The organism is Pseudomonas sp. R3-41 (assembly GCF_054161485.1).
In genome coordinates this window covers 6,169,441-6,187,617 of sequence record NZ_CP096421.1, presented here as the reverse complement: position 1 = coordinate 6,187,617, position 18,177 = coordinate 6,169,441, and the positions used below count along the sequence as shown (strand labels likewise).

General features: G+C 59.9%; 10 protein-coding genes. 4 read left to right on the top strand and 6 right to left on the bottom strand.

The window, feature by feature from the left end:
* The first annotated feature begins 379 nt into the window (after positions 1–379).
* Positions 380–7,435 (top strand): TcdA/TcdB pore-forming domain-containing protein, encoded by a 7,056-nt coding sequence (locus M1D99_RS26715; protein WP_458131044.1) that lies wholly within the window; start codon positions 380–382, stop codon positions 7,433–7,435.
* A gap of 11 nt (positions 7,436–7,446) precedes the next feature.
* Here the strand turns inward: M1D99_RS26715 and M1D99_RS26710 are convergent, their stop codons facing one another.
* Positions 7,447–8,043 carry a MarC family protein gene (locus M1D99_RS26710; RefSeq protein WP_060739358.1) on the bottom strand — a complete coding sequence of 199 codons (597 nt, stop codon included), beginning with the start codon at positions 8,041–8,043 and terminating at the stop codon, positions 7,447–7,449.
* 226 nt (positions 8,044–8,269) lie between these two features.
* Between M1D99_RS26710 and M1D99_RS26705 the strand changes: the two genes are divergently transcribed.
* The 3 genes from M1D99_RS26705 to M1D99_RS26695 all read left to right on the top strand — a co-directional run bounded on the left by M1D99_RS26705 (position 8,270) and on the right by M1D99_RS26695 (position 10,522).
* Entirely contained in the window at positions 8,270–9,079 is an 810-nt protein-coding gene (locus M1D99_RS26705; RefSeq protein WP_434572642.1) for a hypothetical protein, read from the top strand.
* Between the two features lie 61 nt (positions 9,080–9,140).
* Entirely contained in the window at positions 9,141–9,848 is a 708-nt protein-coding gene (locus tag M1D99_RS26700; RefSeq protein ID WP_458131043.1) for a hypothetical protein, read from the top strand.
* Complete coding sequence (locus M1D99_RS26695; protein WP_434572639.1) at positions 9,845–10,522, top strand: hypothetical protein; 678 nt, start codon at positions 9,845–9,847, stop codon at positions 10,520–10,522. Before M1D99_RS26700 ends, M1D99_RS26695 begins: the two co-directional genes overlap by 4 nt.
* Positions 10,523–10,707: 185 nt before the next feature.
* Here M1D99_RS26695 and M1D99_RS26690 read toward each other — a convergent pair whose 3' ends face one another.
* The 5 genes from M1D99_RS26690 to dusB all read right to left on the bottom strand — a co-directional run bounded on the left by M1D99_RS26690 (position 10,708) and on the right by dusB (position 18,041).
* A complete protein-coding gene (locus M1D99_RS26690) occupies positions 10,708–13,482 on the bottom strand; it encodes a response regulator (protein ID WP_458131042.1) in 2,775 nt (924 codons plus the stop codon).
* Between the two features lie 99 nt (positions 13,483–13,581).
* Entirely contained in the window at positions 13,582–14,877 is a 1,296-nt protein-coding gene (gene purD / locus M1D99_RS26685; RefSeq protein WP_458131041.1) for a phosphoribosylamine--glycine ligase, read from the bottom strand.
* Positions 14,878–15,025: 148 nt separating this feature from the next.
* Positions 15,026–16,633, bottom strand: a complete 1,608-nt coding sequence (gene purH / locus M1D99_RS26680; protein ID WP_458131040.1) for a bifunctional phosphoribosylaminoimidazolecarboxamide formyltransferase/IMP cyclohydrolase — start codon at positions 16,631–16,633, stop codon at positions 15,026–15,028.
* A gap of 83 nt (positions 16,634–16,716) precedes the next feature.
* Positions 16,717–17,037, bottom strand: coding sequence for a DNA-binding transcriptional regulator Fis (gene fis, locus M1D99_RS26675; protein WP_003186237.1), 321 nt, complete (start codon positions 17,035–17,037; stop codon positions 16,717–16,719).
* Positions 17,034–18,041 (bottom strand): tRNA dihydrouridine synthase DusB, encoded by a 1,008-nt coding sequence (dusB, locus tag M1D99_RS26670; RefSeq protein WP_434572633.1) that lies wholly within the window; start codon positions 18,039–18,041, stop codon positions 17,034–17,036. The genes fis and dusB overlap by 4 nt, the downstream gene beginning before the upstream one ends.
* Positions 18,042–18,177: the final 136 nt, after the last annotated feature.

Sequence of the window (18,177 nt, the reverse complement as noted above, 5' to 3'; positions counted from 1 at the left end):
AGCCCCAAAAGCAGCGACTCGATCTACCTGATGCACAGAGGTGTCAGGTTGGGGGCCGCTTCGCAGCCCAGCGGGAGCAAGCTCCCTCGCCACAGGATAAATAGGGGGCTTCAAGATCGCGTTATCGACGCTTTCCTTATTTGTCGATCCGATAAGTAAAAAGCAAGTTATATATTTTGTCCGCCTTTGAAACGCATTGAAAGCCTTCCCATTTGAATTGTTTGTTCTTAAGCGTTAGTTTGCGTGCCTGTTAAGTTATCGGCATGCGCTTATAAGCGTTTGGCAAAATATCGAATTAAATAACCGGTCGCCGGAACATGCTCTGGCGGCGCCGTTCTTATATGCCTGTTTTTAACGGAACAGGCCAAGGAGTATCTTTATGCAGGAAGCAAACATCAAGACGGACGACAGTGCGCTCGGTTTTATCAGCCTTTTCAAACTGGCCGACCTCGAGCGGGCACTGTTGCCCTATAAGAACACTGAGCACTACGACGCGATCATCCGTTATTACTTTGCCTGTGTCGGCATGCCGGATTCCCACAGTCTGCTCGAGCCATTGGGGCTCTTGAAGCACATGCTGGCTCAGCTGTTGGGCAGCCGCAGGGTCAAGCGCAGCCAGGATGAGCGGGTGTCCGCTCCCGTCGTGGCCGGAATTGACCTGCCGCAGATATACGACAAAATCGAAGCGCATGAAGCGCGCCTTCAATTCAGTTCTGAGCTGATGAAGAAGTTACCCACGGAAGTGTCCAAGACGTTGCACTTTGTCTGGCTCGGCGGTGGCCTCGGCGACATTCAACGCGATTACCTCAATGTGTGGCGACACGTATTGGCCCGGCAGGGTTATACCCTGAGTCTTTGGTATGACAGCGATGCGCTACTGGCCTGGCAAACCAATAAGCTTATTGTTGAAGCCGCCAAGGCCAATGTTTTTTTACACGGCGTGGATGAACATATTAGTGAGGTTGAGCTGGGTGCCCTGTACAACGAACATGCCCTTGTTTTGAAACAACAGATGCAGGCCCATATCATTGCCGCTGTGGCGAAGGGCGGATCAGCCGACGAGGCCCGGATCGATTTACTGTCCCGCGCCTACGGGCAGGATGCACAAACCTTGCGCCAACAGTTGGAACGCAATCGTCGCAGTGTCCTGGACATGGACGGTTTCGCGTTGCGTGACCTCGCCGTTGGCGCGGTTTCGCTGCGATTGCAGGAGGTCTATGACAGGGAGATGCGCTTGCTCGGCAATATGGCGGCGGCATCGGATGTGGTGCGTGCCGAAGTCCTGTTTACCGAAGGTGGCAGTTATACCGACATCGACCACCTTCCGCCGTTATCGACAACCCTGGGCGGCGTCGACATCAGCGGGTTTAGCTATGATGCCCGGCTGGGGACCCTGCAATTGCTGCTGAACGAGAACCCCGGATGGATGCCGGGTCGCCAGGCTTCCTCCCGTTATCGCGTGCATATTCCCGCCGAGCATCTGTCGGCACTGGAGGCGTTCGCGCAAAGCCGGCCAAGCTTGAGCGAGGTCTTCGAACTGCCGGCAGAGAGGCTGGTTCGACCTTTCGCGCTGCGGGCCTTGGCTGTGGAGGGATCATTGAACAATTCGTTTCTGATGGCCCATTCGGGCGCCGAGATTCTCAAAAGCGTGATCGATCGTCTGGGCTCCAACCATGAGTTGGTTGAAGCGTCAATTCAGCTGGCTGCCCAGCGCGATGTTGCATTGAGCGACGTTGCGGGCATGTTGGGTCTGGTGGAAGAAGTCTTCGAAAAAACTAATGGATCGCTGAGCCATCTGCCGATGGGCGAAGTACTCAGGACTCTAGCGCGGATATCGGCCGTAGCGACCCACTTCGGCGACGGTATTCGCTTCGAGACCGAGGGCACTCTCCATCTGACAGGCCCCGGTGCCATGCGCGATGGTATGGCCGACTACGCGAACGCGCACTTGAGCGCGGCGGTTGCCAAGACCTTGCGCGAGGAGGCGGGTGTTGCCCTCCACCTGACGATTAACAGCGCCACCGAAGAAGAGCAGGATCATTCCTGGAAAGAAAATGGCAACCAACCCGAACAATGGCTCGCCAACGAGCAGGCACGCTGGCGTGAAGGTCAGTACCGCACACGCTACAACGGCGACATCGCCCAGTTACTCAAGCATTCAACCGTTGAGTTCCAACAGGGCTGGCCACTGATCGAAGGCCGAGCCGTGTTGCTGACCGATGTGCTGGAGCGCTTGGTCGAAGGACTCGGCGAGCCGTTCATCGAAGCGATGAGCCAGGGGCATGATGGCGAAAAACGTTTCGAGAAGCCGCTGCCGCTGAGTTTCGATGATCGCCAGCGTATCCGGCGTCAGCCTGCCGATGCACTGGTGCCGGTGTTCCTGAGCGATGCAAAAATGCAAAGCCTGGGAATCGACGACGTCTTGGGCGAGATCGCCGGTGGCACCCGGCGCGTCATTGAGGCCAGCCCTGTGCAAAGGCTGTCGCTGGGCGTGTTGCTCGGCTTGGACACCCTGGAGAACTCGAGCTTCAACACGGCTACGAGTGAGCTGGAGAACTTGGCCAATAGCGTTGTCGAACAGGGCGTAGCCGGCCGTTACGCGGTCATCGAGCGGCAATTATTCAAGCGCAAGGCGGCCGAGTTCATGGGCGGCCTGTCGAGCGATCCGGCGGATGCGCCACTGCCGTCCGACAGTGCGCTGGAGTTGAAGAGAACGGCCTTGAAACAGGCGCGAACGTTATTCCAGTGGGGCCGTCATGTTGCACGGATCCAGAAAGTGGCGACCCTTGAACACCGTCTCCAAGTCGTCGAACGCTCCGGGCAAGTGCTGGACGGGTTCGGCCACAGCGGCGTGCAAATGCTCCCTCAGGATTTGCTGCTCAACAGCGATGGCGAGGCGATTGGCGGGCGCTGCTATCCCCTGGCGTTGGTGATGAGCGCAGCACTGGCCAAGGGTGAGGTTTCTTCCGGGCACTTGCGCGAACGTTTCTACCTGGCGGTGCTCGAACCCGGGCAGGCCGATTCCCAGGCTTTTGTGCAAACGCTGGAGACGCTGCGGGACGTGCCGCTGGGTGACGTCGGAACGCGCCTGGGGCTGACGAACCTGGACCAGGTCAGGGACCTGCTCGAGCATTACAGCGGCTCCCGTACGCTGATGCTCAACTCTGATAACCATTCGATGCTGGTGTCCAAGACCGTCAGCGCAGAAGGTGCCGCTTATCATTTCTTCGACCCCAACTTCGGCCTGTGCAAATTCGACCACCCGGATGGGCTGCAACGTGGGCTGGAGCATTTTTTCCGGACTGAGGGCATGGCCCGTTATTACGCTGCCTATGGCCCTGACGCTCGACCGGAATTCGATCTGATCGATCTGCACAGCAAAAAGATCGCCAGCTTGGAATTGTCCGAGGGCTTCACCGTGGCGCAGTTGCTCAAGCCCGAACCTTTGCCAGGAAAACCGGCCCTTGCGATTCGCCGGCGCCTGAACAGTGCCCATGGAAGGTCCCTGGTGGACAACGCGCACCTGGGCAGCAGTTTGCTGGAATTGGACAGCCACTGGTGGGGCCAGCAGATCGCCCAGGCGACGGTCGGTTTGCAGGAGCTACATGGCTCGACGACGCCGCTGGTGCCCTTGTTCGAAACGCTGGAGATCACGCCGCAAGGCAAATATCGGGTGAGCCTGATCGACCCCGCGCACCCACAACAGCCGGTCCGCGTGCTCAGCGACGATCAACGCCTACTGCGGATCAAGAGCTGGCTGTCGGAACAGTTTTCGACCCTGGCGCGCAAACCCGTGCAGACGGGCGGCGTCCTGGACCCGACCGAAGCCGGCAGCGTCCATACCCTCAACGCCGGTTTCACCATCCAGGCGTTGATGAATGCCTTACGTGGACGCGAAGGGGACGACCGGACACTGACCACCGCCGTGCGCCTGCACGCGTACGTCAACTATGCGCAACTGGTGCACGGCAATGTCGTGGACGTGGCGGGCCTGGTGCAGTTGGCCCGCACCGCTCTGGTGGAAGAACGGATCATTGCCCGTACTTGCGCGCCGATTGTCGGCCAGGCCTTAGGACATGCAGCCAACGAAGGCGTCGGCGCTGTGTTGGGGTTGGCCAATGTTGGCTTTGATATCTACCAGTTGAAAACTGCGCAAACCGGCATCGAGACCGCGCAATTCGGTACCCAGCTGACATTCGATTCCGCCAGCCTGGCCTTGACGGCGGGCGGCGTCGGGGCTGGGTTGGCCGGGGCATCGACCGCCGCGGCGGTACTCGGCGGTGCGGGCGTGATTCTCGGTGGCTTGGCCGTCGGGGTCGCCGCGCTGGCCCAGGGATTTGCCACCATCGCCCGCGAGGCCCGGCAAGTCGGTCAGTTTTTCGATGACCTGGAGCAGGCCTATCGTGGCGAGGGCTACGCCTATGATCACAAGTTGGCCGCGTGGGTGGCGCGTCCTTCACTGCTGATTAAAAGCATCGATCTGAACGACGGAACGTTGCAGCTCAACAGTCCAAAGCTGTATCCCTTGCATGATCATTTCGGTGTGCCGGGTTTCGATCCCGATGACGCGCGAGCCATCGATATTCGCCGGGAGCTGGGGCTACCCAGGCAGATCGGATTCGCCCCGCCCGCCGGACAACCCATCGTGCTGCCCTGTACACCGCAAACCACTTACGGGTATGAATACAAGGCGCTGCCCTTCGCCCGCTTGCGGCATGATCGGGGCTTCGACACGGCCCGACGGCTGGAGAAACAGCAAGCGGACGGCTCCTGGCTATTTCTGTTCTCGTTCTATTCGTTTCCCTCCGACTACATTCTCAATCGCCTGAACCCGGTGTATGGCGAAACGGTCATCCGGGTGAATCTGGATGTGCTGGAGCGCACACTGGTGGTTCCCGTCCTGCCAGATGCCTGGCAAGGCAAGTTGTCCTATTGGCTCAGGGGCGCGGGCGGGCGCTGTACCGTGATGCTCAATCCAGGGGCCGACATAAGGCTTATCGCGCCGAACCTGACGTATTGTCGCTGGCTGTTGCAGGCAACCTGGGCCAATGAAAGCGATATTCGGATCGAGCCTTCCGGTGAACTGTACATCGGCGCCGTCCATGTCGCCCGAGACGGCCGGCAGGAAGTGCTGATCCGTACGGCCGACCAATTGTTCAGCGTCACCGGGGACAAGCGCCAACTGGACCTTGTCGAGCAGACGGCGCCCGAGGGGCTCGATGAGCAAGCGTTGCTCGAGCACTACAAGGCCCTTGCGCGCGAGCATCGATTGGCGCTGCCGTATACGCCTATCCATCGCTATCTGGTTCCGTTCGACGATCCCCTGCAACCGAGCTACACCACGGCCTGGTATGACGCGGCCGAGGACCGCTTCCTCTACATTCGCGACGACAGTGAAGTGCTCGGCGAGCCGCAACTGTCGGTGGTCCTGGATGGCTTCGCCTATTTCTACGATCCCGAGGAACTGCAGATCTGGCAGACGGAGTGCGCCACAGGCTTGCTCAAGTGCCGCTATCTGTTACTCATACAGGACGGCCAGAGCACCATTCGTAGTATCGAGGCGGATGCCCATGGTGTGATTCATGTCGTGCAGGAATATATCGTCGACAATCAAACCGTCCGGCAATACCGATACGTGATTCATGACGGGCAGTTGCTGTTGAGTTCCGTCACCTACGACACGGCACCGCAGTTGCAGGCGCTGCTATCGGCCAACGATACCCTGGCCGAGTGGTCATCCGTGCTCGGCGACTTTCTGCGACTGCCCGCCGGACCTTCGAATAATGGGCTCGCCACGGTCGATTGGCAGCCGGCGCCGTACGTTTCGATCTGCTGGACGATTGCCCCCAATTCCCGAGACATGGCGTGGGTACGCAGCAGCGATCGACGCCTGATCCTTGCGCAACCCGCCGAACATCATGCCCGTGGCTGGGATGACTCGATCAAGAAGCTGGACGGGCTGATGCTCTTGCCGATGGCGGACGACAGCGACGTGTTCTTCATCTATCAGCGAGTCACCCCCAACCAGACACTTTGCCGACTGCAACGCAGCGTGAAGGACGGTACGGCGCATTGGACACGCCAATGGGTGCAGCCAGATGGGCTCAAGCAGATCCTGGCCGTTGAAGGGGGCTACGTGGCGCTCGATGAAAACGGGTTGTTCTTCAACCTGGTGGCGCAAGACGCGCTGCAGTTTGCCGGCGTGAGCGAGCACTGGCTCAAGGGGCGTGCGCAGTGGTGGCAAGCGCTTGAACCGTTGGCCGAGCAATACCCGGGCAAGGATTTTGCCATTGCCGGTCTGCGCAATGCCGCCGGTGACGGTAACCTCTGTGCCTGGTACGTGAAGCACCGATTGTTGTTGTGCGACCCGGGGCTCGACAAGGACGTTCGCTTGCTGGGCGTGGCGCCGGATAATCAGTCGGTCTGGCTGTTCGATAGGTCGAGCGGCGAAATATTGAGCCAGGTATTCTTCGACCCACAGCAACTGAATCAGGTATTCGACACCGGCACGCAACTGTTGCCAGGCGCTAGCCTGCCGGCTTATCAGCGCGAGTGGGTGGGCTGGCGGTTCGCCGACGTCACCCCCGAAGGCAGCGGCTTGCGCGGGATCAGCGTGGACGGTGTGTCGCTGGCGCTGGGGCATCAGGAAATGGCGACCATCACTGGGGTCAACCACGCCTGGGTGCTCGCCCAGGGCGAGCACTTGGTCGACGCCCTCCAGCGATTGCTGGACGCTGCGCAACATGACGAATTCGTGTCGGTGGAGTCCGAGCCTGGAAGCCTGCAATGGTATGACGTGCAAAGTGCCCGGTTGCTGCGAGTCACCGGCAAGAACCTGCCCAAGGACTTTACGTTGCTGGGCACGCAAGCACGGGAGAACGTGCTCCTGCACGAGCACCAGGATGGGCGGGTGCGGATCTATCCGGAAAAGCGCAGCATCGGGCCGTTCGATTACGTCCAGCGCAGCGCCCAGGTGCTGGTGGTCGAGGGGGAGAAGGTCAGCCGCGACCTCTTGCCGCTGATTCCCGATGAGGTCAACCGGTTGGTCCTGCGTATGGGCCAGGGCGCGGTGACCTGCCATTTGACGAAAGCGGTGTGGTTGAAGCTGGAGTCGGTCATTGTCGACTGTCGCCATGCCTTGGGTGAGGTACCCGTTACGGCGAGCACGTTGATCTGGGCATTCGATGAGCCTGGAAAACTCGTGTTCGAGATCGTCCAGGCGCACCTGGTCATTGTCGATCCGGACAGTGAGCGCTGCTTGATCCTGCGTGATGCATGTTCCGCCGATCCGGTCTTGCGCGGTGAAATAGGCCTCGGCTTCAACGACGCGCAATCGCGCCCGGTATCGACGTTCGTGGCGCGCTTAAGGGGCCTTGGTGCGACTGGCAGTGCAACCCTGGAGGAGCTGCTGGCGTCGGCGCCAGTCGCTGGGTAAGTGGCTTTGCTTCAGGGCACCAGGTAGCCCTTCACTCCGGTAAAAATGATCTGCGCCGCCAAGGCGCAGACAAACAGCCCCATCAGGCGGCTGACAATCTGCAAGCCCTGGTCGCCAAGAATCCGCTCGATGCGGCTGGACAGGTAGAGCACCACACCGACGGTGAAGCTCGCCAGGGCGATGCTGATGATGGCCATGAGTTTGTCGTCCCAGTGCGGCTGGCTCACGCCCATCACCAGCAGGGCGCCGATGGTGCCGGGGCCGACGGTCAACGGAATGGTCAGTGGGACGATGGTCACGTCCTGCTGCACATTGTCGGTCTGCACGGCCGACTTGCCCTGGGCCATGCCCAGGGCCGAAATGAACAGCACACTGCCGGCGCCGATCCGGAATGCGTCCACGGTGATGCCGAACACGCTGAAAATCACTCGCCCGAACAAATACAGCAACACGCTGGAAATCAGCGTCGCGGTCGCCACCTTCCAGGCCAGGCGGCGTTGTTCCTTGCGCGAATAGCCGCGAGTCAACCCGATAAAGCAGGACAGGACGAAGAAGGGGCTGTAGAGCACCAGCATCTTCAAGTAAACGCTGAACAGCACATGGAGCATGGTTGAGGCTCACGACGAATGAATTTGAGGTGAAGTCTATCAGGCGTCGGGGTATTTGTCGGTGCGCGGTGGGGACGAAACGCAACTTCATGACTGTGCCGATTTTAAATGAGCGAGTTGGATCGGATTATCTACGGTTACAGTTGTGCACTTGTTGTTGTGAAGGGGGTTGCGTAAGTTCGCTTTTCGGATCCATGGAGGATCTTTTATCAAAAAAGGAAATAGTATGAGCATTAAATATGATTCCGTGCTGACTCTGGCTGATCGCGTTAATCGCTTGAAGTCCTACGATGTATCGCCAGATGACTTTGAAATAATTTCGCAGGCGCCTGTAGTTCGTAGCGCCCAGTTCGTTGAGCAAACGGAAAAACCGGATCGTGCATCGATCGTGGGTGACAGTATCCTGGCTTTTGTTTCAGGCATGTCTGAACAGAACCAGGCGGACATCCAGCATTCTTATCTGTTTGCTTCGTTAGTGGCTAACAAGGCATTTCCCCATGACCATCAAGGCAAGGAGTGGTATCACCTCTTCCTGCAGGTCATGCAGGATTGCGGTTGGGTGATCCTGAAAAAGTACTACGACACGGTTAAGGCTTCGGGCAAAAGCTTCACTATGGATGAACTGGTGTTGCAGATTCTCGGTTCGGCGGTGGCGGCAGCTGCCATTCCCGGTCCCACCTCAGTGTTGATGCTCAAGGTCGCCGGTGATGCAATCGCTGCGTTGCAGGGCCGTGACAAGCCGCTTCGGGTGTTTGATCAGAACCTCCAAGAGTCCGGTGCGGGTGGTTTTGGTGTAGCAACCTGCCATGAGACGCCGGATGGCGAAGTCATCCTGGCGCTGGGTGCGGTGCGTTTCATCAAGCGCTCCAACCAGACTCAAGTCTTGTTCGTTAATTGGGACAGCAGCTCGGTCGATTTGTATCGCGGTGAAAGTCATATGACCATGGTGCCGTCCATTATTAACCGTACGCGCGATATCATTATTGAAAGACTGGGCGATCGCGCCCAGAAAAAAATCGAAGCGTACGAACTCTGATTTTGTATAGCCTCTAAGGCGGCTACGTTGTAGTCGCCAACCATAAAAAAGGGTGAATGCAATGAATGATCGTTATTCGGTTTTTATTAATGCCGGGGCAGTAGTGATGTTGTCGCGGAGTATGGCAGAGCAGGAGAAAAACGATGTACTGGAGTCCCTGTTGTTTGCGCAACTAGTCGCCCATAAAAAGTACCCGGGTTATGCCATGGTGTCGAAATGGTATGAAGCGTATCGTGAAGTCTTGAAAAATGCCTGGCTGCAGAAGACTGTTGCATGGGGCAACTTCCTGCCTGATGAAGAATGCCACTTAACTACAGCGCAATGGCTGGGACGACGGTTGGAAGAGTTTGCCGATCAAACGGCTGCCGATGAAGTCATTTGCTTATTGGATCGTATCGCGAAACTACCCGGAACCCTGCCGGCCATGAAGCAGTTGCGCGAGCACGTCGTGCTGCCACAAGCAAACGACGAATCTGCCGCCAGGATCTGCTTGCAAGTGATCCTGGCCCAGCCGGGGACCCTGCTAAGCAGCGTCTACCTGAACTACGAGACTTCGCAAGCTGATATTTCCAACCCGTTTGGGCAGTGTCTGTCGGTCGCCAATGCTGTGGGGAATGTTCAGTCCAAGTGCTTCCAGGCCTGCTTATCGAAAGAGCTTTACGAACAGCTCCGCGGTGCGATCGTTCAAAAACTGGGCGATAAGCCCGCGAAGCATATCTTTGATATTTCGAGCGCTGTTGAACTCGATCCGGCGGAGGTAGCCCCGTGAGTGCCGGATATTTTCAGGATCATGACCAGGCGCTGTATAGCAGCGACGCCACAGGAGCGGCCGTGGTGGCGGGCAGTCTCGTTTCATTTGGCGAGGGCTTGTCCCGTCAGGATCGCGAAGACATCTGCCTGAGCAACCTGTACGCCCAGTTGGCGACACGCTCGGCTTACCGGGACGGATTGGTGGGCGACTGGTTCAGCTACTACACGAACAAGCTCAGGTACCTGGGGTGGGATTCGGCGCGCCCGCTCAGGTCTGGACAGCCTGGCGAGGGATCAATGGCCGAAAGTGTTTCCCATCAACTGTCCCAGTCATTCGAGGAGCGCTTCGCGCAGCCGGCGATTGAATCGATCGGAGCCCTGAAACGACATCCCGATGCCCTTGAGGTGTTCGAACGAGCTAGCCTGCAGCAGGAATCAGCATTCTTCCAAGTGATCCCTTGCCTACCGAAATCGTCAGGACGAATAGAAATCGCTCTCTATCACAAGCAATTCAGCATTCGTAGAACGGTTTCGACCTTTCTTTTTTGGCCGATCGAAGAGGTGGTGCAAACCAGCCTCGAAGAAATGGCGATTGTCACGTTCAGCACACTGCATTATTCAACGTTTCGGGAACGGGTGCGGGCGTCCGTTATCGCCGAAACAACCCGCAATATCCATGCACTGGAGTTTTGAACAAGGCTTCGGTTTCTAGTGTCCTGTTTCGCAAATACGTTTCTTTTTGACGAGTGGCTGTTTTCGTCAGGCAAGGCGCCGCGACGAGTCATAGCCCGCTATGGCGAGGAGCGGCAACGCAGCATGACGACAACAGACGCCGTCAAAAAGGAACAGTATTTGTGATATAGGACACTAGCGCAGGCCTAGGACGAATGCGCGGCGGTCTTGTTCTGCTGTTCGCGCTGGGCTACCCAGTGTTCGATCAGCTCGCGCAGTTGGGACAGCTCCACTGGCTTGGCCATGTGCCCGTCCATCCCGGCCTGGCGGGCGCGCTCCTTGTGCTCGGCCAGGATGTGCGCCGTGAGCGCTACCACTGGCGTGCGGGTGCGCTGGTTACCCATTTCCCAGGCACGCAATTGCTGGGTAGCGGAAAAACCATCAAGGATCGGCATTTCACAGTCCATCAGGACCAGGTCGTAGCGCTGCTCCTTCATGGCCTTGAGGGCTTCCTCACCGTTGCTGGCGGTGTCGGGTTGCAGGTTGAGCTTGCCGAGCATGCCGCGGATGACCTTGGTGGAGATGCTGTTGTCCTCGGCCACCAGGATGCGGAAGTCGCTCGGCACTTTCACCGGGATGGGCGGGCCTGCATTCACTTGCATGCTCGTCGCCTGGCCCCGGTTGCGCTGGTTCAGTTCGTCCGCCAGGGTGGTCTTGAGGGTATAGCCGGCCACCGGCTTGGCGAGGATGCGCTTGACCCCGCTGTTGCGCGCCACGATCTTGCTCGGCGCGTTGCTGATGCCGGTGAGCATGATCAGCAGGATGTCGTGGTTCAGGCTCGGATCTTCCTTGATCTTGGCCGCCAGTTGCATGCCGGTCATGCCCGGCATGTTCTGGTCCAGCAGCACCACGTCGAAATAATCGCGCAGGTGCGCCTTGGTGCGCAGCAGTGCCAGGGCTTCCTTGCCCGAGGGCACCGCGCTGACGTTCAGGCCCCAGGCGCTGCATTGCTGCACCAGTACTTTGCGGCAGGTGTCGTTGTCGTCGACGATCAACACCCGTGCCCCTTGCAGCGGGCCATCGAGATCGGAAGTCGGGTGTTCGAGGCGATCCGGGTCCAGCGGCAAGGTCAGCCACAGGGTACTGCCCTGGTTGCTGCCGCTTTTGATGCCGAATTCCCCGTGCATCAGGATGATCAGTTGGCGGGCGATGACCAGGCCCAGATTGCCGCCCAGGCGTGTTGCCGAGAGGAAGTTCTTGCTGTGCAGCTCGGCGTGCATCAGCGTGTCGCGCTCCTCTGCGTCCATCGGCGTCCCGCTGTCCTGCACGGCGATGCGCAGGCGGGGCTGATGGCTGCGTTCGTCGAGGGCGACGACGATCAGCACTTCGCCTTCGTCGGTCTTCTTCAGGGCATTTTCCAGCAGGCTCAGCAATGCCTGGCGCAGCCGCGTAGGGTCGCCGCTGATCACGCGTGGTACCTGGGGCTGGATGAAACTGATCAGCTCGACGTTCTGCTGTTCGGCCTTGGCGCGGAAGATGCTCAGGCAATCCTCGATCAGGGCATTGAGGTCGAACTGCACATCGTCCAATTCGATCTGCCCGGATTCGAGCCGGGAAATGTCGAGGATCTCGTTGATCAGGGTCAGCAGTTCATTGCCGGCGCTATGGATCGTCTGCACGTAGTCGCGCTGCTTGACCGACAGCGGCGTGCCCAGCAGCAACTCGGTCATGCCCAGCACGCCATTCATCGGGGTGCGGATCTCGTGGCTGATCTTCGCCAGGAATTCGGCCTTGGCATTGATTTCGGCATTGCTCGCCGCCAGGTCGCGGCTGAGGCTGAAACGGCTTTCGTTGATCGAGCGCTGGCGCTCGCCCAGGGCGACACTCATCAACAGGCCACTGATGCAGATGAAGACCAGCAGGGTAATGATCAAGCCTTGGGGTGCGACCTCCGTGAGCCCTTGCAACGCCGGCAGGATGATCAACGTGCCCAGGTTGAAGACCACCATGGCCGCGACGAACAGCCGGGCCGGGCGGTAGCCCTTTTGCCAGTGCCAGGCGCTGACGAACAGCATGCTCAGGCCGGCCAGGGCCACCAGGGCATAGGTCATGATATTGAGTGGCAGCGTGTTGACGAACAACAGCAGCAGGCTGCACAGCATGACGAACACAATGTCCCCCAGCAGCAGCCGGTTCAACGGGTGCGGGCCCAAGGGCGCGAAGAAGCGGTAGGCGAACATCAGGCCGCAAGGCGCCGTCAGCAACAATGCCAGGTAGGCCCCGGGCGTCTGCACCGCCGGCCAGTCGGGCAGCCAGGGGCCGGCCAGGTTCAGCAACAGCACCAGGCTGAGCATCAGCAGCCCTTCACAGGCGGCCAGCCACAGGCAACTGCGTGAACGGGTATAGGCGTAGCGGGTAAGGTTGTGCAGGATCAGCATGGCGATGCAGCCGAACAGCAGCCCATAAATCAGTGTCTGGTTCTGATCGGCCGCCGCTGTGACGGCCGATTGCAACGTGACGTAGGGGCGCAGTTCATGGCGCGAGGCCAATCGCAGGTAGACGTCCAGCGACTTGTCGCTGCGCGGCAGGGGCAATATGAAGTCACTGCTGGGCACCGACGGTTCGGTATGCGTGACATTGCCGCTGATTTGTTGTTCGACCAGGGCGTCGCCGTCCAGCACGTAAAGGTTCAGGCGTGACAGGTCGGGTGCGAAGATGCGCAGGATCTGTTCGTGCCTGTCCGGGGCCAGGCGGAAACGCAGCCACAATGCACCACCAGGCTCGGCGGCCTTGAGGCGGTCCAGGTCGATGGGGCTGAATTGATTGGTATAGCGGGCGGATCGGATATCGCTCAGCGTCAGGTCGCCCTGCTCGTCGAGCAATACCGCCCAGCCACTGCCTGGCGCGGCCTGGGCCGGGAGCATGCAGAGCAACGTCAGCAGGGTGACGGTAAAGCCTATGGCAATCCTGAGCCAGCGCACGGCGAAATCCCTTCGTAGGTTGATGCCAGATTATAACTATGCGCGGCGCCGGAACAGTCAGGCAAGGGCCGCAGACCCTTGCCTGGCTGAATGGCTGGGTTATTCCAGATTTTCGCCACGCTCGCGGGCAATGGCACGGTAGCCAATGTCCTTGCGGTAGAAACAACCTTCCCAGTCAATCTCGGCGGCAAGCTTGTAGGCCTGCTGCTGAGCTGCGTCGACACTGGCGCCCAAGGCGGTGGCGCACAGCACACGACCGCCGGCCGTGACCACTTGCCCATCCTTCAATGCCGTGCCTGCATGGAACACCTTGCCTTCCAGCCGGGCCGCGGCGTCCAGGCCCTGTATCGCGCTACCCTTGGCGTAGTCGCCCGGGTAACCGCCAGCGGCCAATACGACGCCGACGCTTGGGCGCGGATCCCATTGGGCTTCGATCTTGTCCAGGGCCTGGGCCAGCGCAGCCTCGACCAGCAGGACCAGGCTCGATTGCAGGCGCAGCATCACCGGCTGGGTCTCAGGATCGCCGAAACGGCAGTTGAATTCGATGACTTTTGGGTTACCAGCCTTGTCGATCATCAGGCCAGCGTAGAGGAAACCGGTGTAGACATTGCCTTCTTCGGCCATGCCGCGCACGGTAGGCCAGATCACCAGGTCCATGACGCGCTGGTGCACCTGTGCGGTCACCACCGGGGCCGGGGAGTAGGCGCCCATGCCGCCGGTGTTCGGGCCGCTGTCGCCATCGCCGACACGCTTGTGGTCTTGGCTGGTGGCCATCGGCAGGACGTTCTTGCCATCGACCATGACGATGAAGCTGGCTTCCTCGCCGTCGAGGAACTCTTCGATGACCACGCGGGAGCCGGCGTCACCGAAGGCATTGCCCGCGAGCATGTCACGCACGGCGTCCTCGGCCTCGGCCAGGGTCATGGCAACGATTACGCCCTTACCGGCGGCCAGGCCGTCGGCCTTGATCACGATCGGCGCGCCTTTCTCGCGCAGATACGCCAGGGCCGGTTCGATTTCAGTGAAATTCTGATAGTCGGCGGTCGGAATCTTGTGACGCGCCAGGAAATCCTTGGTGAACGCTTTCGAGCCTTCCAGCTGCGCGGCACCGGCGGTTGGGCCGAAGCAGTCCAGGCCACGGGAGCGGAACAGGTCGACCACGCCGGCGACCAGCGGCACTTCCGGACCGACGATGGTCAGCGAGACGTTCTTCTCGGCGAAATCGGCCAGTTGTTCCAAGGCCAGGACGTCGATGGCGACGTTTTCGCACTTGGCTTCGATGGCGGTGCCGGCATTGCCCGGTGCGACGAAAACCTTCTGCACACGGGGATCCTGGGCCACTTTCCAGGCCAGGGCGTGTTCACGGCCACCGCTGCCAATGATCAAAATGTTCATTTCAAAAACCTCAAATTCTATAAGGCGCTGCTGGAGCGCTTTATGTGGGAGCGAGCCTGCTCGCGAAAGCGGTGTGTCAGCCAACATCAACGTCGCTGGCAGATTGCATTCGCGAGCAGGCTCGCTCCCACATTTCGATCGGGTTGGATCAGTGACGGAAGTGGCGCATGCCGGTGAATACCATGGCGATGCCGGCTTCATCGGCTGCAGCGATCACCTCAGCGTCACGCATCGAGCCACCCGGCTGGATCACTGCGGTGATGCCGACCTTGGCCGCGTTGTCGATGCCGTCGCGGAATGGGAAGAATGCATCGGAGGCCATGACCGCGCCCTGTACTTGCAAGCCGGCGTGCTCAGCCTTGATGGCGGCGATGCGGGCCGAGTTCACGCGGCTCATCTGGCCGGCGCCGACGCCGATGGTCTGGCGGTTCTTGGCGTAGACGATGGCGTTGGACTTGACGTACTTGGCGACTTTCCAGGCGAAGATCAGGTCATTGATTTCCTGTTCGCTCGGGGCACGCTGGGTCACGACCTTGAGGTCTTCGCTGCCGATCATGCCGATGTCGCGGCTCTGGACCAGCAGGCCGCCGTTGACGCGCTTGTAGTCCCAGGCCGGCGCACGGTCGGCCGACCATTGGCCGCAGGCCAGCAGGCGCACGTTGGCCTTGGCGGCGACAATGGCGCGAGCTTCTTCGCTGACGGAAGGGGCGATGATCACTTCGACGAACTGGCGCTCGACGATGGCCTTGGCAGTCTCGGCGTCCAGTTCACGGTTGAAGGCGATGATGCCGCCGAAGGCCGACTCGGTGTCGGTGGCGTAGGCCAGTTCGTAGGCCTGGCGGATACCGCCCTCGGCGTCCGGGCTCACGGCCACGCCGCACGGGTTGGCGTGCTTGACGATCACGCAGGCCGGCTTGACGAAGCTCTTCACGCATTCCAGCGCGGCGTCGGTGTCGGCAACGTTGTTGAACGACAGTTCCTTGCCTTGCAGCTGGGTGGCGGTGGCAATGCCGACTTCGGCGGGCTTGGCTTCCACGTAGAACGCCGCGCTCTGGTGCGGGTTCTCGCCGTAGCGCATTTCCTGGGCCTTGACGAACTGGGTGTTGAAGGTGCACGGGAATTCGCTGCGGCCTTCCGTGCCCAGGGTTTCGGCAGCCTGGTTCACGGTGCCCATGTAGTTGGCGATCATGCCGTCGTAGGCGGCGGTGTGTTCGAAGGCCTTGAGCATCAGGTCGAAACGCTGGGCGTAGGTCAGGCCACCGGCCTTGAGGCTTTCCAGCACGCTGGCATAGTCGCTGGCGTTGACTACGATGGCGACGTCCTTATGGTTCTTGGCCGCCGAGCGGACCATGGTCGGGCCGCCGATATCGATGTTCTCGATGGCGGTCGGCAGGTCGCAGCCAGGCTTGTTGATGGTGGCTTCGAACGGGTAGAGGTTGACGGCTACCAGGTCGATTGGCTTGATGCCGTGTTCGTTCATGATGGCATCGTCGATGCCGCGACGGCCGAGAATCCCACCGTGGATTTTTGGGTGCAGGGTCTTGACCCGACCGTCCATCATTTCCGCAAAACCGGTGTAGTCCGCGACTTCCACTGCGGCGACGCCGTTGTCCTGCAGCAGCTTGAAGGTTCCGCCGGTGGAGAGAATCTCGACGCCCAGCTGTTGCAGCTCGCGGGCGAATTCGAGGATCCCGGTCTTGTCGGAAACGCTGATCAAGGCGCGGCGGATCGGCAGGCGGGTGGTCTGGTCGGTCATTTCAATTTCCATCAAAAGCAAGGGAAGTCAGCAAAAAAGGCGACCGTTTTTGATGCGGGCGCCTTTCTGGTTCGATTGAATGCTTACAGCAGGTCGTACTGCTTGAGTTTCTTTCGCAGGGTGCCGCGGTTCAGGCCCAGCAGCTCACTGGCTTTGGTCTGGTTGCCCTTGACGTAGTTCATCACGCTTTCGAGCAGAGGCGCCTCGACTTCGGAAAGCACCAGGTTGTACACATCCGTGACGGCAGCGCCTTCAAGGTGGGCGAAATAATTGTGCAGCGCCTTCTCGACACTCCCGCGAAGGGTCTGGCCTTCTTCGCTGGGCGTATTGAGGTGCTGTTTCAAATTCACGTTGTCGCTCACGGGTGTTGTTCCACTCACTAAAGTCTCGGTCATCATCGTCATGCGGCCACCCCTTCGTCCCCTGTCAGGCTCTTGTAACGCTCAGCGAAGAACGCCTGAACGTCGGCGCATTGTGCTTGCGTACCATCCAAACGATTGAAACGGGCGCGAAACTCCCTGGCGCCCGGCAGGGTTGCGAGATACCAGCCCACATGCTTGCGAGCGATGCGTACGCCCATGACTTCTCCGTAGAAGGCATGTAGCGCGGCCAGATGCTCTAGCAGAATACGTTCCACTTCGGACAACTGCGGCGCAGCGAGCTTTTCGCCGGTGCGCAGGTAATGTTCGATCTCACGAAAAATCCATGGCCGCCCCTGGGCGGCCCGGCCGATCAACAGCCCATCGGCACCGGTCGCGTCCAGCACGTACCGGGCCTTCTCCGGCGAATCGATGTCGCCGTTGGCAAACACCGGAATCGACACCGCCTGTTTGATCGCGGCGATGGTGTCGTACTCGGCCTCGCCGGTGTACAGGTCGGCACGGGTGCGGCCATGCACCGCCAGCGCCGTGATACCCGCCTGTTCGGCGATCTTCGCCACCACCAGGCCATTCTTGTTCTCCCGGTCCCACCCGGTGCGGATCTTCAGGGTCACCGGCACATCGACTGCGGCGACGACTGCCTGCAGGATCTCGGTGACCAGCGCTTCATCCTTCAACAGCGCCGAGCCGGCGGCCTTGTTGCAGACCTTCTTCGCCGGGCAGCCCATGTTGATGTCGATGATCTGCGCCCCCAGCTCGACGTTCGCCCGGGCCGCCTCCGCCAGAATCTGTGCGTCGCCACCGGCGATCTGTACCGAGCGGGGCTCGGGATCGCCTTCGTGGATCATGCGCAGACGCGATTTGCGGGTGTTCCACAAACTCATGTCGCTGGTGACCATTTCCGAAACCACCAGGCCCGCGCCCAATCGTTTGCACAACTGACGAAAGGGCTGGTCGGTGACGCCCGCCATGGGGGCGAGAACCAGGCCGTTCTGCAATGTATATGGGCCGATGCGTACCGCCGACATAGGACTTCCCTGAAGTGGGGCCGGATCATGAGACTTCGAAAAAGGGTTGGCATGATACCCGCTCTCGATGACTGGATAAAGATCGAATTGGATAAAATCTGAACAGCTATTTTGTTATCGCCAGCGGTTTGGTCTG

Coding starts and splice junctions, on each gene's coding strand:
- purH (WP_458131040.1), bottom strand. CDS start 16,633: ATGACCGACCAGACCACCCGCCTGCCGATCCGCCGCGCCTTGATCAGC.
- M1D99_RS26715 (WP_458131044.1), top strand. CDS start 380: ATGCAGGAAGCAAACATCAAGACGGACGACAGTGCGCTCGGTTTTATC.
- fis (WP_003186237.1), bottom strand. CDS start 17,037: ATGACGATGATGACCGAGACTTTAGTGAGTGGAACAACACCCGTGAGC.
- M1D99_RS26710 (WP_060739358.1), bottom strand. CDS start 8,043: ATGCTCCATGTGCTGTTCAGCGTTTACTTGAAGATGCTGGTGCTCTAC.
- dusB (WP_434572633.1), bottom strand. CDS start 18,041: ATGTCGGCGGTACGCATCGGCCCATATACATTGCAGAACGGCCTGGTT.
- M1D99_RS26700 (WP_458131043.1), top strand. CDS start 9,141: ATGAATGATCGTTATTCGGTTTTTATTAATGCCGGGGCAGTAGTGATG.
- M1D99_RS26705 (WP_434572642.1), top strand. CDS start 8,270: ATGAGCATTAAATATGATTCCGTGCTGACTCTGGCTGATCGCGTTAAT.
- purD (WP_458131041.1), bottom strand. CDS start 14,877: ATGAACATTTTGATCATTGGCAGCGGTGGCCGTGAACACGCCCTGGCC.